Below are 16,023 nucleotides of genomic sequence, written 5' to 3' on the forward strand. Positions count from 1 at the left end.
CCCTTAATGCTGGAGTTCGGAAGGTGACTTGGCTGGACGCTTACGCTGGACTCGCGCCGTTGCGACGGGCTGCAACGTACGACGGTGTAGTGGGTGAAGTCCAGCCTGGCTCGTTTGGCCGGCCAAAAAGTCAGAGCGGGGCTGCCGTCGGAAAGGGTGGTGCGGCTCAGCGTCAAAACGAAGTGGATGTGACTTGGGCCAAGTTTGTGTCGGTGACACCGCGGACGCCGCATCAGCCAGGGCCTGCGAAGGGCCTCATCCTTGTACTTGACGACTGAGCGCCAATGGCAACGCTGTGGGTCAAACAGAGCTCGTCCGGAGTGGAACGCAAATCCCCAGTGGTCCCAATCGAGATGAGACAGAATGACTGGCTGGGACCGCTGCCTCGGCGAGCTGGAATAAAGGGATTGAACGGCCCGGGCAGACGGCGAGACTTACCATTAAAGGACAGCGGCCAACCGAGATCGAAGAAAACAACGGGATGCTCAAACGCGTCTACCAAGGCGCAGAAGTTCTGCCTGCCCCACATCGTAGACAGCTACGCCGCGAATTTTTCCTCCACAGTCGAAGACGACCAGGCTCGAAGCGTTAGCGTCGGCAACGGCCGGCAACTCAGCGAGCGCTGCGAGCGCATTCAAATTGCGCTTCGCCACCGAAGTGGATTTTACCTTCACCCAAAATGACGTTCGAGCACCGTCTTCATCCCCTTCGAAGGAAATCGCCGAGGCTTCGAAACTGTCTTCTTCGCCAAAGCGATCGGTTCCAATCGACAGTTCGAGCCAGCCGGGACTGTCCACCAAGGCCTCGGCTCGCTCCGACTCCAGAGTGGCCGTCAGCAGGAAAACTGGGAAGTGATGATCCAGATCTTCGACAACCCTTTCGCGCTCGAGCGTTTTGAGGGCTGTGGCGGCGGATTTGGGTATAGCGTCAATGACCACGGTGGCGAGATCACCGGGGGCCTCGGAATCACTAACGACGGTTTCGAATGAAGCGTAATAGTCGACCCATCGGGTTTTTCCCCTACCCCAGCTTTCCATGCTGCTGTCTGTTCCTTGAAATATATTGAGCGGACGCCGGATTACCGAATGAGGCCTGAGCGACTCCGAACCAGGCTGGGTGCGATGGTATCGTGGGGTAAGGCATTACGCCACCATCAGATTACTCAGCACGCAGTTCAGGACCAATCCGTGCCAGTCCATCGACACACGTTTCTCAGCGAATACTTCCGAGAAGCAAAGCTTGTTCCGGGCGGGGGAGTTCGCCTTTGCATGATTTCAACGTCGCATGTGGATGGCGAACAGCGATTGTAGAAGGCGCGCATTTACCAGGTCATTGGTGCCCTCACTCAAATGCGCAAACATGATTACAGTCCCCCGTAGGATAATTTCCGGCTTCTAAGGACCAAGCAACTACACGCGCGAATTATCTGGGCGTCGTCCCCAAGCGCCGCACTTCATCATCAAGGGCGGTCATCGCTTTCATCAGGTACCGTTCTACCGCATTCGGCGCCCAGTGCCCAGACGACTCTAGAAGGCGCGGACGCACGAAATGGTAGTCACTCAGTGGAGCGTTCAGAGTCGTGGACAGATCGTGGCCGCGCGCGGATAACTCAGCAAAGTGCCGTTCGATACTGCCATCCAGCGAGACGAGAGCTTGATCGTCGAGAATCCAGACGTCGCCGCCGAAGTTCGGAAAGGACGCCAGTTGGTAGGAGATCAACATCTGCCCGATATTCTGACTGAGCTCGTGCAGTCCGTCTTGCACTTGCCCCGGATCAGGAGCAGCGTCGTAGTGCTCGGTCAGTGACCTTTCCAGGTTGGAATACCCCTCAACGACAGCGGGCAACCAACGGGAATAAGCTGCCTGAACCTTGCGAGCGTCAGCGACGCTTTGTGGCAGGTGCTTCAGTTCGACAACCGCATTGTCAAACCGGCGTACCTGCTCAATTAGAGACGCATCCCCCACTTGCGTGGCCATTTCGTGCAAGCGTCCCATTGCACGGGTGGAGACCTCGATGTTCTCTGCCTCATAGGGGGAGCCATTGAGGTTGTAGTAGAGCAGCGCATTGACAGCTGCCCGGATCGCCAGAGTACGCATCTCATGCAACGCCTGTCGGTCCTGTGCTCCCAGAGCCTCTCCCCTGGCACAAGCCAGCAGCATCAATATCAACAGGTAACTCTGAAACCGATTGTCTTTCTTGTTATCGCGATTCAAGTAGAAGTTCCTTCACAAATCCTGTGATGCCTTCGACCCAATGGCAATGTCCGGCCCCAGGCAGAGCTGAACCTACCCTCAACGATTTCCCTAGGCTCAGCTGAAATTTCCGTCGGTGAATGCCGACCAATCGCGCCACTGCTCCACTTCGCGACTCAACGCCGCCAGTTTTCCTGTCATTACCTGCAGGGCATCGGAACCGGCCAGGTAGCGCAGCGGCGGATGCTCTTCACCGGCCAGTCTCACAAGCATCGCACCTAGCTTGGCGGGATCACCATTCTGTTGGTGATTGTTAGCCGCCGACGACGCCTTGATACGACGACTGAGCTCAGCATAGTCCTCCAGGCTGATGCTGCCCAAAGCAGCCGAACTGCCATCGAGAAAGTCGGTACGAAAGGCGCCTGGCTCGACCAGGGTTACGCGAATGCCGAACTGCGCCACTTCTTGGGCAAGGGATTCGGAAAACCCCTCCACAGCGAACTTCGCCGAACAATACAGCGCCGCACCAGCCATGCCGGTCACACCAGCAATGGAGGAAACATTGAAGATGTGTCCACTACGCTGTCGGCGCAACGTTGGCAGCACTGCACGGCAGACATGGAACAGACCGAAGACATTGGTTGCGAACTGCCGCTCTGCAGCTCCGGCGTCGTTCTCCTCGAAGGGACCCAGTTGGCCATATCCCGCATTATTCACGACAACATCAATACGCCCGAAACGTTGTACTGCTGCCTCAACCACGGTCGCCGCCTGGCCAGCTTCGGTGACATCTAATTGCAGAGCCAGTACACGCTCGGCAAAGGGCTCGAACGCCCGCTCGAGACGAGTCAGATGGCGTCCTGTCGCAACGACATTGTCACCTGCCTCCAGCGCTGCTCTGGCAATGGCCTCGCCGAGACCACGAGTGGCCCCCGTGACGAACCAAGTCTTCCTCATTGTTGTTCTCCGGGCTCGATGGATTGCTGGGCCAGCCAATGTCGAAGGCTGGCTTGATGATTGCCTGGAAATCATATGAACAAATTTTACATTTATGTTCAAATAAGATTTCATAAAACCGTGTCACTGCCTTGCAACTCCCCCTGAGGACTACACCGTGCTGATCGATATCCATGCTCACCTCGTGACAAAGGGAATGCTGAACCGCCATGAGTTCTGGGGTCCCTTCATGAAGACCACAGGCTTCACCGTCGGTCACTTTTCCCTGGGCACCAAGCAGCCGTCCAAAGCGCAAAGCGACGAGGAAGCAGAAGCCAACTTACTAGCTCGCATGACCCATGAAAGCCGCCGGCGTCTGATGGCCGAGCGCGGCGTAGACAAACTGGTAGTCTCTGCACCCTCTCATGCATTCATGTACTGGGCAGGTGAGTTCGGGAGCGAATACGCACGCATATGCAATGACGAGATGGCCACCTATTGCCGTCGGGATCCGCAGCATTTCGACTTCTGGTGCCATGCAAACCTGGCCGAACCGGAAACAGCGACAAGGGAGATCGAGCGCGCTGTCCAGCACCTAGGCGCCAAGGGGGTCTGTGTCGGCGGTACCAATTTCAATGGTATCGAGACCCATGACGAACGCCTGTTTCCGGTCTGGGAGAAAATCGAGCAGTTGGATGTGCCTATCATGGTGCACGGCTTCAACCAGTCCATCTACTGGGGCGAGAAGCACACCGACGACAAGTTCGAGACCACCTCGATCGTTGGTGACTGCGTCGATGAAACGCTGTTCTTCTGGTACCTGATCTGCGGTGGTGCGCTGGATGCGTTTCCCAAGCTCAAGGCTTACATCACCCATGCTGGCGGTATGGCGGTGTTTCAGCTCGGCCGCCTCAGCGAACTGAATCAGGCCATGGCACCGGACGCCCGCAACCGCAGGCCATTGATGGACTACCTGGACAACTTCTACTTTGACCTCGACGTTCATGCGCCAGGCCTGCGCCGTGGCGTGGTGGAGGTCGTCGGTGTGGATCGGCTGGTCTACGGCACTAACTTCGGGGGAGCCTATGCCCATGGCGACCTCACCGAGAACCTGGGCTTGAGCGAAGATGACCGGGAGAAGATTCGCAGTGGCAATGCGATCCGTTTGCTCAAACTGGAACCCTAGGCCAGCCGCTGATCATCCCGAGGCGGGCTCAGGTGTTGGAGCACCTGGGTCCCGTACCTCCCGTACCGTTCCTGGTCCCACTGCGCGACATCGGTACGAGTCCCTGCACCACAGCGATGCCAAACAGAATCAGGCCGCCACCAATAGCGTGATAGCCATGCAGTTCCTCGCCCATCAGTAGCACTGCCAGCAAGCCGGTGAACAATGGCGTGAGGTTCATGAACACCGCAATTTTCTCCGCTCCAATCTCCCCAAGCGCATGGTTCCAAAGCCCAGGCGCCAGCGCCGACGCGAACAAACCGGCATAAGCCACCAACGGCAAGTTGCGTGCTGTCAGTTGTACCGAAGGGGTCAGCAGGAACGCTGGTAGCAACACGATCAAGCCACAGAAAACCTGCACATAGAGTGATTCCCAAGTCGCTATCGGCAATCGCCAGCGCTTGAGCAGCAGGCAGTAGACCGCATAGGACAGCGACGCCATGAGCATGAGGAACTCGCCCAAGCCCATGCCTTCTCGCCACAGCCGACTCGGCCGTCCGGCACTGATAAGCAGGGCGAGCCCGCAGAATGAAACCAGACAACCGAGCCAGACAGTACGCGTCGGCCGTACCCCCATCAACGGTAATGCCAGCAGTGTGGTCAGCAACGGCATGGTGCCCAGAATAAGGCCCATCGAGGTGGCAGAAACCTTATGCGCGGCGAAATAGGCCAGCGACTGATACAGAGCCATACCCAGCACTCCAAGGGCAAAAAGCTGCCAGAAGTGCCGGCGGATCAACCGCCGCTGCTTCCAGACCCTGGGCAGCAGCCAGGGACTAAGCACGATGAGCGCTAGGAGCCAGCGATAGAAGGAAATGGCCGCCGGCTCGATAGCACCGACGGCCAGTCGATTGACTACCGTGCTACCGGCCCAGATCAGCGACGCTAGAATGGGGAGCAGATAGATCATGAGTCATCCGTCCTAACGAACCCGGGCGTCACTGGAAACCAGCGCACATCCAGACAGGCTCCCCGCTTCGCGTACGACAATGCCCTTCAGGTCTCAGGGCGTACGTAATAGCCGACCGCCACGGCATATCGCCCTACCTGGCGAAGCAGGGTGTTCTTCTGCTCAAGGCGGCTGTTCGCAGGGTTGCGCCACAGATAGCTCACCTCTGCATATCCACCGCCCTTCTTCAGTGCCTCGAGCATCTGTATACCGATCCGCTTTTGGTCGGCGGACTGCAAGGCACGGAATTGAGTGCCAACCAGGCGCAGGTTGTAACCGTGGGCGCTGAACTTCAAAGTATCCAGATCGACGATGAATACATACAGGTCATCACGGATAAACTCCACGTCCAGGCTGTTGACCTGCTCGATCACCTTCGCGGGGTTGGCTGCCATCGCGGCACTCGCGCGCGCTAACAGTTGGATAGCCTCCTGCTTGCTGGAGCGAGGCATGTAATAGCCAACCGCGAAGATCCGCTCACCAACGCGCCTGAAAAACACTCGTTTGCGCTCGGCCTTGCCATCAACCCAGTTCACCCAGTGGTAGTCGGCGGTATGGGTTTCACCATCCTCTGGCAACGCCAACGCAGCCTTGAAGGACTTGTTCAATTCAGCGTCGAGCACGCCACCGATATTGCGCCCCACCAGGTTCGCCGACGGCCCGCCGCTGGCCAACATCACGCCACTAGTGTCGACGACATAGACATAGAGCTGGCCATCGATGAACTCTCCCTGACGACTGAAGGCCGCAAAAGCAGCCTCCCCCTTTGCCCGGTAGTAGGCAACAGCCCGTTCCAACAGACGATTGGCCTGCGTGGCCTCCGCCGCATAATTTCCTTCGTCCTGGGCCAGGGCGCTGGACAGGTAAAGCATACCGAGCAGCAGTAGCAAGACATGGCGAAAGATAGACAACTTGGAGGTCATTGGCGCGAAGCCCTCCGATCACAGGGTACGTCCAATGATTTCCTTCATGATTTCAGAGGTGCCGCCATAGATGCGTGCAACCCGTGCATCCACCCAGGCGCGGCTGACCTTGTATTCGCTCATGAAGCCGTAGCCACCGTGCAACTGGAGGAACTCGTCGAGCAACTTGCCCTGCATCTCCGAACCGAGCAACTTGGCCATGGCGGCGACATCCGCCGGTAGTTCACCACGCATCACCTTGGCCAGGCAGTCGTCGACGAAAACCCGCAGCATGGTCGCCTGCGCCTTGGCCTCGGCGAGCTTGAAACGGGTGTTCTGGAAATCCAGTACCGGCTTTCCAAATACCTTACGATCGCGGGTGTATTCGATGGTTTCTTCCAGCAGGGTATGGATCGACTGCGCCGCACGGATGGCGATGATCAGACGCTCCCAGGCCAACTGGTGGGTCAGATACTTGAATCCCTGCCCCTCCTCGCCCAGGCGGTTGCTAGCCGGCACCCGCACCTCGTCAAAGAACAGCTCGGCGGTATCTTGCCCCTTGAGGCCAATCTTCTCCAGCAAGCGCCCCTTGGAGAAGCCCTTGCGCTCTTCCTCGATACAGATCAAGGTCAGTTCCTTGGCCGCCGGGTCGAGCTTGGTGGCAGTGACTACCAGTCCGGCATTACCACCATTGGTGATGAAGGTCTTCTGTCCAGAAACGATGTAGTCTCCGCCATCGCGGCGTGCCAGTGTGCGCATCGAGCGTAGGTCGCTGCCGATGCCCGGTTCGCTCATGGCGATCACGCCAATCAGCTCGCCACTGACCATCCGTGGCAGCCACTTCTGCTTCTGCTCTTCGCTGCCATAGGCGACGATGTAGGGTGCGACTATCTCCGAGTGAGTGGTGAAACCCACGGCAGTCGCATTGGCCCTGGCCAACTCTTCGATCATCACTGCGGAGTGGCCGAAATCGCCACCGGAGCCGCCATATTCTTCCGGCACCGTGGAGCACAGCAGCCCGGTCTCGCCCGCTTTCAGCCAGACATCCTTGGGCACGATGCCATTCTTTTCCCACTCATGCAGATGAGGCACGATCTCGCGATCGACGAAACGTCGCGCCTGCTCGCGGAACAAGTTATGGTCTTCACGAAAAACACCACGCATAACTATCACTCCAATTCAGTCGGTCTTCTCAACGGTCCAGATAATCCGGCTTGCGCTTGTCCAAGAAGGCGGAGACCGCTTCCCGGTGGTCTTCCGTGTGGTGGGCCAGCGACTGGTATGCGGCGGACAGCTCCAGCAGCGAATCGAGGCGCAGGTGCTGGCCCTCTCGCAGCAACCGCTTGCACAGACGCAGCGCATGCCCCGGATTGCCAGCGATGCGCTGTGCAAGCGACAGAGCCTCGGCCTGGAGCGCCTCGTGGGTGCAGACCTGTTCCACTAACCCCCACTCCAACGCCTTGGCGGCATTGATGGTGTCACCGGTGAAGGCCATCAGACTTGCCTTGGGGATGCCGATGATGCGTGGCAGCAACCAGGCCCCCCCATCGCCCGGGACAATCCCCAGTCGGACGAAACTTTCCGCGAACAGTGCCGTGGTCGACGCCAGTCGGACATCGCACATGCAAGCCAGGTCTAGTCCAGCACCTATCGCCGGGCCGTTGATGGCGGCAATCACCGGGACATCCAGTTCGTACAACGCCAGCGGGATGCGCTGGATACCATCACGATAGGTATTACGCAGTTCGTAAGGGGACCCGGCGAATATCCCCTCGCGACTGCGCATGTCCTTGACATTGCCACCGGCGCAGAAGGCGCTGCCATTGCCGGTAAGCACCATGACCCGCACCGAGTGATCCCGACGCAGTTCGGCGCAAAGGTCGACGAACTCTTGGATTTGCTCCGGCGAGGTCAGCGCGTTGCGGGTTTCCGGGTGGTTCATGCGTACGGTGACGATAGCGCCGTCCCGCTCGATCTGCAGAAAGGGATTCATGCTGTAGTCACCCGAGTTCAGGTAGTGCTTGGGCTGCGTGCCCTGTAAGCAACGGCCAGTAGCCTTGGCCGCCAGCGGCGCAGGCCAGTTGACCGATACGCTGACTCCACAGACTGGCCGAGCCGAACTCGCTACGCCAGGCCCACAGGCGACGAGACAACAGGTGCAGCGAGTACTCTTGGGTAAAGCCGATGGCACCGTGCACGGAATGGGCGATACCGGCGCCGACGCTGGCGGCCTCGGCGGTACTGACCTTCGCAACAGCAATACTGAGGGCGGCCAAAGCGCTGTCCGACTCGACGAAGGCGGCCTCCGCTGCGACACCAGCGGCCGCCGCCTGCTCAGCTAATACCGCGAGCTGTTGCTGGATAGCCTGAAAGGCACCGATCGGACGGCCGAATTGGTGGCGTTCGCAAGCGTAGCCGGAGGTCATTTCCAGCAGCGCTCGCAAGGCCCCAGCGATTTGCGCGGAACGCAGCAGCGCTCCCCCCAGTAGCAGGACATCACCTGACATTCCCGTGGGCAGTGGCGCGCTGGCAAGCACCGGAGCCGAACTGAAGCGCAAACCATCGCGCGGCTCGCCAGCCACATTCAGGGCCAGGAACTGTGCGACCGCCGCGGTACGATCCAACAGGACCACACGTGGGCCATCGGCGGCATCAGCAATGGCCACCACGGCATCGGTATGCCGGCCCCAAGGCACGTCATGCACAAGGCCATCCACCTTGTCGCCCCGTAGGCTGAGCTGGGCGCTGGCGGCAAAGCTGAGGACATCACCACGCCCCTCGAGCCCGGCCTTGCCAAGCAGCCAGTTGGCAAGTAGCGCTTCCCCTAGGGGGATTGGTGCAGCAAAACGGCCGGCGGCACGTGCCAGCACATAGAGATCAGCCCACCCCGCCTCGGCACCACCCAGGGCTTCGGGTACGGCAGCCAGGCTGAAACCGGAGTCCTTCAGGACGCTCCAGAGTTCGGCCGGCCACACACCACCCTCGCAGCCGAGCACGTATTCCGGCGTGGCTAAGTTGCCGAAAAGGCGCTCGATGGTTGATTCGAATAGTTCTCGCATAGTTATCGCAACCCCAGGCCGCGCGCGATGATGCCGCGCAGGATTTCGCGGGTACCGCCGCGCAGAGAGAAGGAAGGCGCCATCTGCATCAGATAGGCCAGAACCCGGGCATGCTCGCTACCGCCAACCAGGCGAGGTTCGGCCTCGAGCAGGAGTTGGGCAACCTCGGGCAGTTCCTGCTCAAATAGATTTCCCAGATCCTTGACGCAGGAAGCAGCCCAGGTCGGATGCTCGCCGGCAGCCAGTTGCGCAGTGACTGCCAGCGACATGTTGCGCAAGGTCAGTAACTTAGCCGTGAGGCGACCGATCTCGCGGCACTGCAGGGCATCCGGGCTATGACCCAGCGCATCGACCAGTGTTGTAAGCAAGGCCATGCAACTGAGGAAGCGTTCCGGACCGCTACGCTCGAAAGCCAGTTCGGCGGTGACCTGCTCCCAGCCCTTGCCTTCGGTACCGATCAGCGCATCCGCATCGAGCTGAACGTTGTCGAAGAACACCTCGTTGAAATGCTCGCCACCGGCCAGGTCGCGGATAGGACGGACGGTGACCCCCGGTAGACTCAGATCGACGATGAACTGCGACATGCCCTCATGGCGCGCCGCCTGTTTCTCGCCGGTGCGCACCAGTGCAATCATGAAATGCGAGTGCTGGGCGTTTGTGGTCCACACCTTCTGCCCGTTGAGCAGCCAACCGCCGTCATTGCGGCGAGCTGAGGTCTTGATCGACGCCAGGTCGGAGCCGGAGTTCGGCTCGCTCATGCCAATACAGAAGTAGCTTTCGCCGCGGCAGATCGGCGGCAGGTAATACTCTTTCTGCGCCTCACTCCCGAAACGATTTATCAGCGGGCCGCTCTGCCGATCGGCAATCCAGTGTGCCGATACCGGCGCGCCGGCTGCCAACAACTCTTCGATGATCACGTAGCGCGAGAAAGGGCCGGCTTCACTGCCGCCATAGCGCCTGGGCAACGCCATACCGACCCACCCCTGGGCGCCGAGTTGGCGACTGAACCTCGCGTCAAAACCCATCCAGGATTGCGCCATAGCAGTCGGTGGATAATCGCCAAGACGGTCTTGGAGAAATGCCCGCACCTCGTGACGGAGCGACTCCGCCTCAAGGGGAATCTTGCTGTAAGTGAATTGAGCGATAGACATGCGAACTCTCGAAATGGGGCACAAGGCCAATCACGGAAAGGTGATCCGAAACCTGCCAGCCCTCTTCCGACACAGGGAAGAGGGCTGGCAGGTGCCTTATCAGAGAGCGGTGCCAGCGTCTGCCTTAGCGAACATCGCATTAATATCGCCGGAAGTGACAGGTTTTCCGTCGGCACGTCCGTGGTCGGCGCCGCCGAGACCCAGAGCCGGCTCGGTCTTCACGTGCGCAGCTTGGGCGCGCAGGGCACCGACCGTGCAGTTGTCGCGACCAAGGATCGCGAACGGGTCGTAGGAGAACTCGCGCATGGCGTTGAGGTGAGTGACCTTGTCGATGGTCTCCTTGGGCAAGTGTCTCAGGCCCTCCCAGGCCGTTTCCGGCGAGTTCGGCCAGGTGCAGTCGGAGTGCGGGTAGTCGCTTTCCCAAGTGACCATCTCTTCATTCATGAACTTCAGGTTCTGCAGCCCGAAGTTATCCTCGATGAAGCAGGTGATGAAATGCTTCTTAAAGATGTCGCTGGGCATCTGCCCGCCGAAGTTGGAGTTGGTCCAGGCGTTGTGATGGCGATGAGTGAAATCAGCGCGCTCCAGCAGGTAAGGGATCCAGCCGATACTGCCCTCAGAAAGAGCCATGCGCAGCTTCGGGAATTTTTTCCACATCGGCGCCCAAATCCAATCGGCCGCCGAGTTGGCGATGGAGATCGGCATTGAGGTGATCCAGGCATCGATCGGAGACAAGTCGGAAGCGTGCTCTGCCTTGACGCCCGTGCCAATGTGACAACAGATCACTACGTTGTAGTCAGAACAGGCTTTCCACAGCGGATCCCAGTAGTCGCTGTGGATCGACGGGTAACCATGAATCGCGGGATTGTCCGACAGCGACAGGGCATGCACGCCTTGCTTAGCCAGACGTGCAACCTCTGCAGCAGCGGCCTGCATGTCCCACCAAGGTACTAGCATCAGAGGAATGAAGCGTCCCGGGGCGGCGTTGCACCAGTCATGCAGGTGCCAGTCGTTGTAAGCCTGAATGGCCGCCAGGGACACGTCACGGTCCGCATGTACCTGGAAGCGCTGGCCGGCGAAGCCGGGGAAGGTCGGGAAGCAGAGCGAACCGAGTACGCCATTGGCATTCATGTCGTCCACACGGTCCCTGATATTCCAGGTGCCGCGACGCATCTGCTCATAGCCCAGCGGCTCCATGCCGTACTCCTCCTTGGGCCGGCCTACCACCGAATTGAGCCCCATGTAACCGGTGGCCTGCTCCTCGAAGACCCACACATCGCGCTCTCCGCGCTTGACGACGTGGGGCTCGCGCCCCTTGAAGCGGGCCGGCATGTGGCGTGCAAAGGCATTCGGCGGCTCGATCGCGTGGTCATCAACGCTGACGAGAATCAGATCTTCAATCTTCATTGTTGTTTTCCCCTTGGCTTACGGGTTCCTGATGTGCCCCTGATCATAGTGCACGCCCGAAATAAATTAAACACTTTATTTAAAAATGTTCAATTAACTCCTCTGCCAGGAGCACCATGGCGCGCCCCGCAAAGCGCTGGGCGCATGCCTCAATCCCAGATCACATGCAGGTGATGGGGGCCACGCAATTGCGCTCCGATAATTTGCGGAGCCGGTTTGTCGACATCGAGACGAATGTTCGGCATCAGGTCGAGGACAGCATTGAGCGCACAGTTGATTTCCGTCTTGGCGACGAACTGGCCAATACACATATGCGGACCGAAGCCGAAGCCGAATGACGGTTTGGCCTTGCGGTCGATGTCGAAACTATCGGCCCGCTCGAACGCATCCTCATCGCGGTTGGCAGAGGTGACAATGCACGAGACCATGGCCCCCTTGGGAATGGCCACACCGCGAATTTCGACATCCTTGGCCGCCTGGCGCACCTTGAAGGTGGCTACCGGTTCGTAGCGCACCGCTTCGTCGATGGTCCTGGGGACCAAGCTGCGGTCCTCGCGAATACGCGCGAGCAACTCCGGCCGCTCCAGCAGCAGAGTCATCAAGGTGCCGAAGGTGCGAGTGGTCGTCTCGCTGGCCGCCGGTAGCAGCGAACGGACAAAAGTGGTGATCTCATGATCATCAAGCGAGCGCCCCTCGTACTCGGCCCGAATCAGGCGGCTGATCAGATCATCGCCCGCAGCGCCTTCGGCACGACGTTGCGCCACGACCACCTTGACCACGTCGTATAGAGCCTGGGCGGCCTCCATCGCCGCGCCGCGTGCGGCAGCAGCCTTCTCGGGGTCAACCTGCGGGCCAGCCAGGATAGCCAGCGCCCAGGCAGCATACTGCTCGATCTCCTCAGGGCGGTCCTCGGGGAAGCCGATCAGCGAGTAGATCACGCGAATGGGGAAGTACAGGGCGAACTCCATGAGGTCCGCACGCTTGCTGGCGACCATGGGCTTCAGGTACTCATCGCGGATGACCCGGTCGATCTTGGTTTCCTTCCAGCGATTTACCGTCTCGGGCATAAACACCGGCTGCAACAGGCTGCGGATGTTCTTGTGCGCACCTCCATCCATAGCGGTGAGAATCAGGCCATCGAAGAACGCCCCTAGCCCTTCGGCGATGAAGCCACTGGTGAAGTTCGTGGCGTCGCGCATCACAGCCATGACATCGTCGTACTTGAACAGCGTGAATACCGGACGGTCAGGATCAAGTCCGGCAATCGATGGAACGCCAAGGCGCGCCATGAAGTTCTCTGGGAGAACCGGGGATTTCTCGCGCATCTCACGATATACCGCGTGCAGATCGATATCGGCACCTCGGTAGTTGCTCGCGACATTGGCGAAGACTTGCTCCAAGTTGCTCTGGATCGGGGCGGACATGGACATCTCCTTTCTTGTTGTATGTAGCCGGTATGCGTGGTCCTGCGAGAGACACGCCGTATCGGGCATATTAGGCACGCCACGCAAAAATCTGAACGATTTTTTACATTTTGTCCGAAATCAAGAAAAGAAATGTCCAGCCCAGGCGTTTGAGAGACGCACTCAGTAAGCCTGCTGGACGTAAGTCATACGCCCACCGGCCAGCATCAGGGCACAATAGAGATTGATTTCCGTCACCTGAGCCGGGCTGAAGAATTCAGACATTCGCGCGTAGTGCCCGTCGTCGATGGCCATGTAGTCACCGGCAAACAGTTCGGCAAAACGCAGAGCGGCCCGCTCCGCAGGACTGAAGCGCTCGCTGTCGATCGCCAAGCAGGCAATGTCGTCCTCGCTGACCTCATCGGACTTGCGCGCCAACTGGCACGCCTGACAGGTGGTGATACTGGCGATCTTCAGCCGCAACAGCTCGCGCAAGCGCTCGCCCAGCAAGCTGTCCCGATAGAAGCCGGCCATCAGTTCCAGCCAGGCCAGGGCCAGACCAGGGCGATGCGCCCAGACCTGAATCGGCCTTGTCGAACTGAGCATGCGGGTTTCCTGCCCCCGCACGATCGCCTCGAGCAGCTCGGCCGGCATATCCTCTAGCGGTACCGTGGAAATTCGCGCCATGTCTGCAGCCCTCTCCATCTGTTCAGCCAAGGCGCTCGATGATGGTCGCGGTCCCCATGCCTCCGGCACAGCAAATCGCCTGCAGCCCATAACGGGCATCACGCCGCTCCAACTCGTTGAGCAGCGTGGTCATCAGCCGTGCGCCACTGGCGCCAAGCGGGTGGCCCAGGGCGATGGCCCCACCGTTGACATTGAGGCGCTCGTGCGAGACGCCAGTTTCATGCATCCAGGCCAGCGGTACCGAAGCGAATGCCTCGTTGACCTCGAACAAATTGATATCACGAATTCCCAGGCCAGCTTTCTGCAGCACCTTGTACGTAGCTGCGATCGGGCCAGTGAGCATCAGTGTCGGATCGGACCCCACCGTGGTGAATGCACGAATCCGCGCCCGAGGCTTCAATCCCAGACGCTGAGCAGTTTCCGCCGACATCAGCAGCAGTGCTGCCGCACCATCGGAAATCTGTGAGGAGTTTCCGGCGGTGATGCGGCCGCCCTCGGGGCGGAAACTGGTCTTCAAAGTCGACAACTTAGCCCGCGACGTGTCACGACGAATGGTCTCGTCCGCCCGCAGTGGTGCTGCAGGTTCGCTAAACCCATGCTCGCGCAAACCCTCGACCGGCACTTCTACGATTTCATTGGCGAAATGTCCGGAATCAGCCGCAGCGGCCGCCCGGCTATGGCTGACGAAGGCGTAGTCGTCCAACTCGTCACGGCTGAGCGACCACCTCTCAGCAATACGCTCGGCGGCCTCACCCTGACTGGTCAGCTCATAACGCTCGGCGGCCATCCAACCAAATGCTTCGCCGTGAATCTCGCGGTTGCTCCCCATCGGTACACGGCTCATGTTCTCCGCACCGCCGGCAACCACGATATCAACGGCCCCGGCGACGATGGCGCCAGCAGCGACATGCACCGCCACCTCGCCCGACCCGCACTTGCGGTCGATGGTCAGTCCAGGGATATCCACCGGCCAGCCGGCACCAAGCAACGCGGTTCGGGCAATGTTGGCCGACTGTTCGCCGATCTGGGTGACGCAGCCGAGTATCACGTCATCAACCTGCGTTGGCGACAGACCTACGCGCTCCAGCAGTTTGCCAATCACCAGCGCTCCCAGGTGGTCGGCACGCACACCGGCCAGGCCGCCGCGGAAACGGCCAATCGGAGTACGCACTGCATCGACAATCACGATGTCTTTCATAGTGCGCTCGCCTTGAGACCGGAGCCCGGTACGCGCTTGCCATCCTCATAGCGATAGACGCCATGCCCGGTCTTGCGGCCGAAGCGCCCGGCGGCGACCATCTTGATAATCAGCGGGCAGGGCCGGAACTTCTCTCCCAAGGTCTGATGCAGGTAGCGCAAGACAGACAATCGGGTATCCCAGCCGGTCAGGTCGCCCAGCTCTAAAGGCCCCATGGGGTGGTTGAAGCCCAGACGCAGAGCCGTGTCGATATCCTCAGCACTGGCCGTGCCCTCCTGGAGCATGTACATCGCCTCGTTGCCGAGCAATGCGGACATCCGGCTAGTGGTCAGTCCGGGTGACTCGTTGACAACGATCGAGGTCTTGCCAATGGCATCGCACAGCCCACGAGTACGCACCAGCGTCTCGTCACTGGTCGCCAGACCGCGAACCAGCTCCACCAGCTTCATCTTGTGCACCGGATTGAAGAAATGCATGCCGATGACCCGCTCGGGGCAGGCTAGGGTGGCAGCGATCTCGGTCACACTCAGCGCCGAGGTATTGGTGGCGATGATTGCGCCGGGGGCGAGCAGCGGCTCGGCCTGGGCAACCACTGCCCTCTTCACGTCCAGTCGCTCGGAAACCGTTTCCACCAGCCAATCGGCCCCCTGCGCGGCCTCGGCCAAGTCGCCACTGGTGGACAGGCGCGCGAAGGATGTTTGCGCCGACTCAGCAGAGACTTTGCCGAGAGATACACCATCCTCGAGGATCTTGCCGATATTGCCCCTGGCGCGGGACAACGACTCAGGGTTGGTATCCACCAGCACGGTGGGATAGCCAGAACTGGCGAACCCATGCGCAATACCGGTCCCCATCAGACCAGCCCCCACCACCACGATCTTTTCTTGTTTATCAGTGCTCATGCTTCGCTCTC

General features: G+C 59.8%; 15 protein-coding genes. 1 reads left to right on the forward strand and 14 read right to left on the reverse strand.

Translation table 11 applies throughout. From position 1 onward, the window contains the following. Window positions 1-485 precede the first annotated feature (485 nt). From ACYCAX_RS15680 to ACYCAX_RS15690, 3 genes are all read right to left on the reverse strand, one after another. Window positions 486-1,037: a hypothetical protein gene (locus ACYCAX_RS15680; RefSeq protein WP_049311136.1), complete on the reverse strand. Its 552-nt coding sequence runs from the start codon at window positions 1,035-1,037 to the stop codon at window positions 486-488. 385 nt (window positions 1,038-1,422) lie between these two features. Next, window positions 1,423-2,214: a hypothetical protein gene (locus ACYCAX_RS15685; RefSeq protein WP_049311137.1), complete on the reverse strand. Its 792-nt coding sequence runs from the start codon at window positions 2,212-2,214 to the stop codon at window positions 1,423-1,425. 96 nt (window positions 2,215-2,310) lie between these two features. Then, a complete protein-coding gene (locus ACYCAX_RS15690; protein ID WP_049311138.1) occupies window positions 2,311-3,150 on the reverse strand; it encodes an oxidoreductase in 840 nt (279 codons plus the stop codon). 157 nt (window positions 3,151-3,307) lie between these two features. Here ACYCAX_RS15690 and ACYCAX_RS15695 point away from each other — a divergent pair, with 157 nt between their 5' ends. Further along, window positions 3,308-4,315 carry an amidohydrolase family protein gene (locus ACYCAX_RS15695; RefSeq protein WP_033970253.1) on the forward strand — a complete coding sequence of 336 codons (1,008 nt, stop codon included), beginning with the start codon at window positions 3,308-3,310 and terminating at the stop codon, window positions 4,313-4,315. A 28-nt stretch (window positions 4,316-4,343) separates the two neighbouring features. Here the strand turns inward: ACYCAX_RS15695 and ACYCAX_RS15700 are convergent, their stop codons facing one another. The 11 genes from ACYCAX_RS15700 to ACYCAX_RS15750 form a co-directional block, all read right to left on the reverse strand. After that, window positions 4,344-5,264 (reverse strand): DMT family transporter, encoded by a 921-nt coding sequence (locus tag ACYCAX_RS15700; RefSeq protein ID WP_049311139.1) that lies wholly within the window; start codon window positions 5,262-5,264, stop codon window positions 4,344-4,346. 86 nt (window positions 5,265-5,350) lie between these two features. After that, a complete protein-coding gene (locus ACYCAX_RS15705) occupies window positions 5,351-6,226 on the reverse strand; it encodes a cache domain-containing protein (RefSeq protein WP_231278067.1) in 876 nt (291 codons plus the stop codon). Between the two features lie 18 nt (window positions 6,227-6,244). Next, window positions 6,245-7,369 carry an acyl-CoA dehydrogenase family protein gene (locus tag ACYCAX_RS15710; RefSeq protein ID WP_033970251.1) on the reverse strand — a complete coding sequence of 375 codons (1,125 nt, stop codon included), beginning with the start codon at window positions 7,367-7,369 and terminating at the stop codon, window positions 6,245-6,247. Between the two features lie 28 nt (window positions 7,370-7,397). Then, window positions 7,398-8,198 carry a crotonase/enoyl-CoA hydratase family protein gene (locus tag ACYCAX_RS15715; RefSeq protein ID WP_033970248.1) on the reverse strand — a complete coding sequence of 267 codons (801 nt, stop codon included), beginning with the start codon at window positions 8,196-8,198 and terminating at the stop codon, window positions 7,398-7,400. Between the two features lie 7 nt (window positions 8,199-8,205). Then, window positions 8,206-9,264: an acyl-CoA dehydrogenase family protein gene (locus ACYCAX_RS15720; RefSeq protein ID WP_460248373.1), complete on the reverse strand. Its 1,059-nt coding sequence runs from the start codon at window positions 9,262-9,264 to the stop codon at window positions 8,206-8,208. A gap of 2 nt (window positions 9,265-9,266) precedes the next feature. After that, window positions 9,267-10,415 (reverse strand): acyl-CoA dehydrogenase family protein, encoded by a 1,149-nt coding sequence (locus ACYCAX_RS15725; protein WP_033970243.1) that lies wholly within the window; start codon window positions 10,413-10,415, stop codon window positions 9,267-9,269. A 99-nt stretch (window positions 10,416-10,514) separates the two neighbouring features. Beyond that, window positions 10,515-11,822, reverse strand: a complete 1,308-nt coding sequence (locus tag ACYCAX_RS15730) for an amidohydrolase family protein (RefSeq protein WP_058187947.1) — start codon at window positions 11,820-11,822, stop codon at window positions 10,515-10,517. 149 nt (window positions 11,823-11,971) lie between these two features. Further along, the gene (locus tag ACYCAX_RS15735; protein ID WP_049311108.1) at window positions 11,972-13,246 is read right to left on the reverse strand and encodes a cytochrome P450; all 1,275 of its coding nucleotides are present in this window, start codon (window positions 13,244-13,246) and stop codon (window positions 11,972-11,974) included. A 162-nt stretch (window positions 13,247-13,408) separates the two neighbouring features. Further along, window positions 13,409-13,912: a carboxymuconolactone decarboxylase family protein gene (locus ACYCAX_RS15740; RefSeq protein WP_049311107.1), complete on the reverse strand. Its 504-nt coding sequence runs from the start codon at window positions 13,910-13,912 to the stop codon at window positions 13,409-13,411. A 22-nt stretch (window positions 13,913-13,934) separates the two neighbouring features. Then, on the reverse strand, window positions 13,935-15,110 hold the full coding sequence (locus ACYCAX_RS15745; RefSeq protein WP_033970239.1) for a thiolase family protein: 1,176 nt from the start codon (window positions 15,108-15,110) through the stop codon (window positions 13,935-13,937). Further along, window positions 15,107-16,012: a 3-hydroxyacyl-CoA dehydrogenase gene (locus ACYCAX_RS15750; protein ID WP_033970238.1), complete on the reverse strand. Its 906-nt coding sequence runs from the start codon at window positions 16,010-16,012 to the stop codon at window positions 15,107-15,109. The genes ACYCAX_RS15745 and ACYCAX_RS15750 overlap by 4 nt, the downstream gene beginning before the upstream one ends. Window positions 16,013-16,023: the final 11 nt, after the last annotated feature.

The organism is Pseudomonas sp. MT3 (assembly GCF_054720805.1).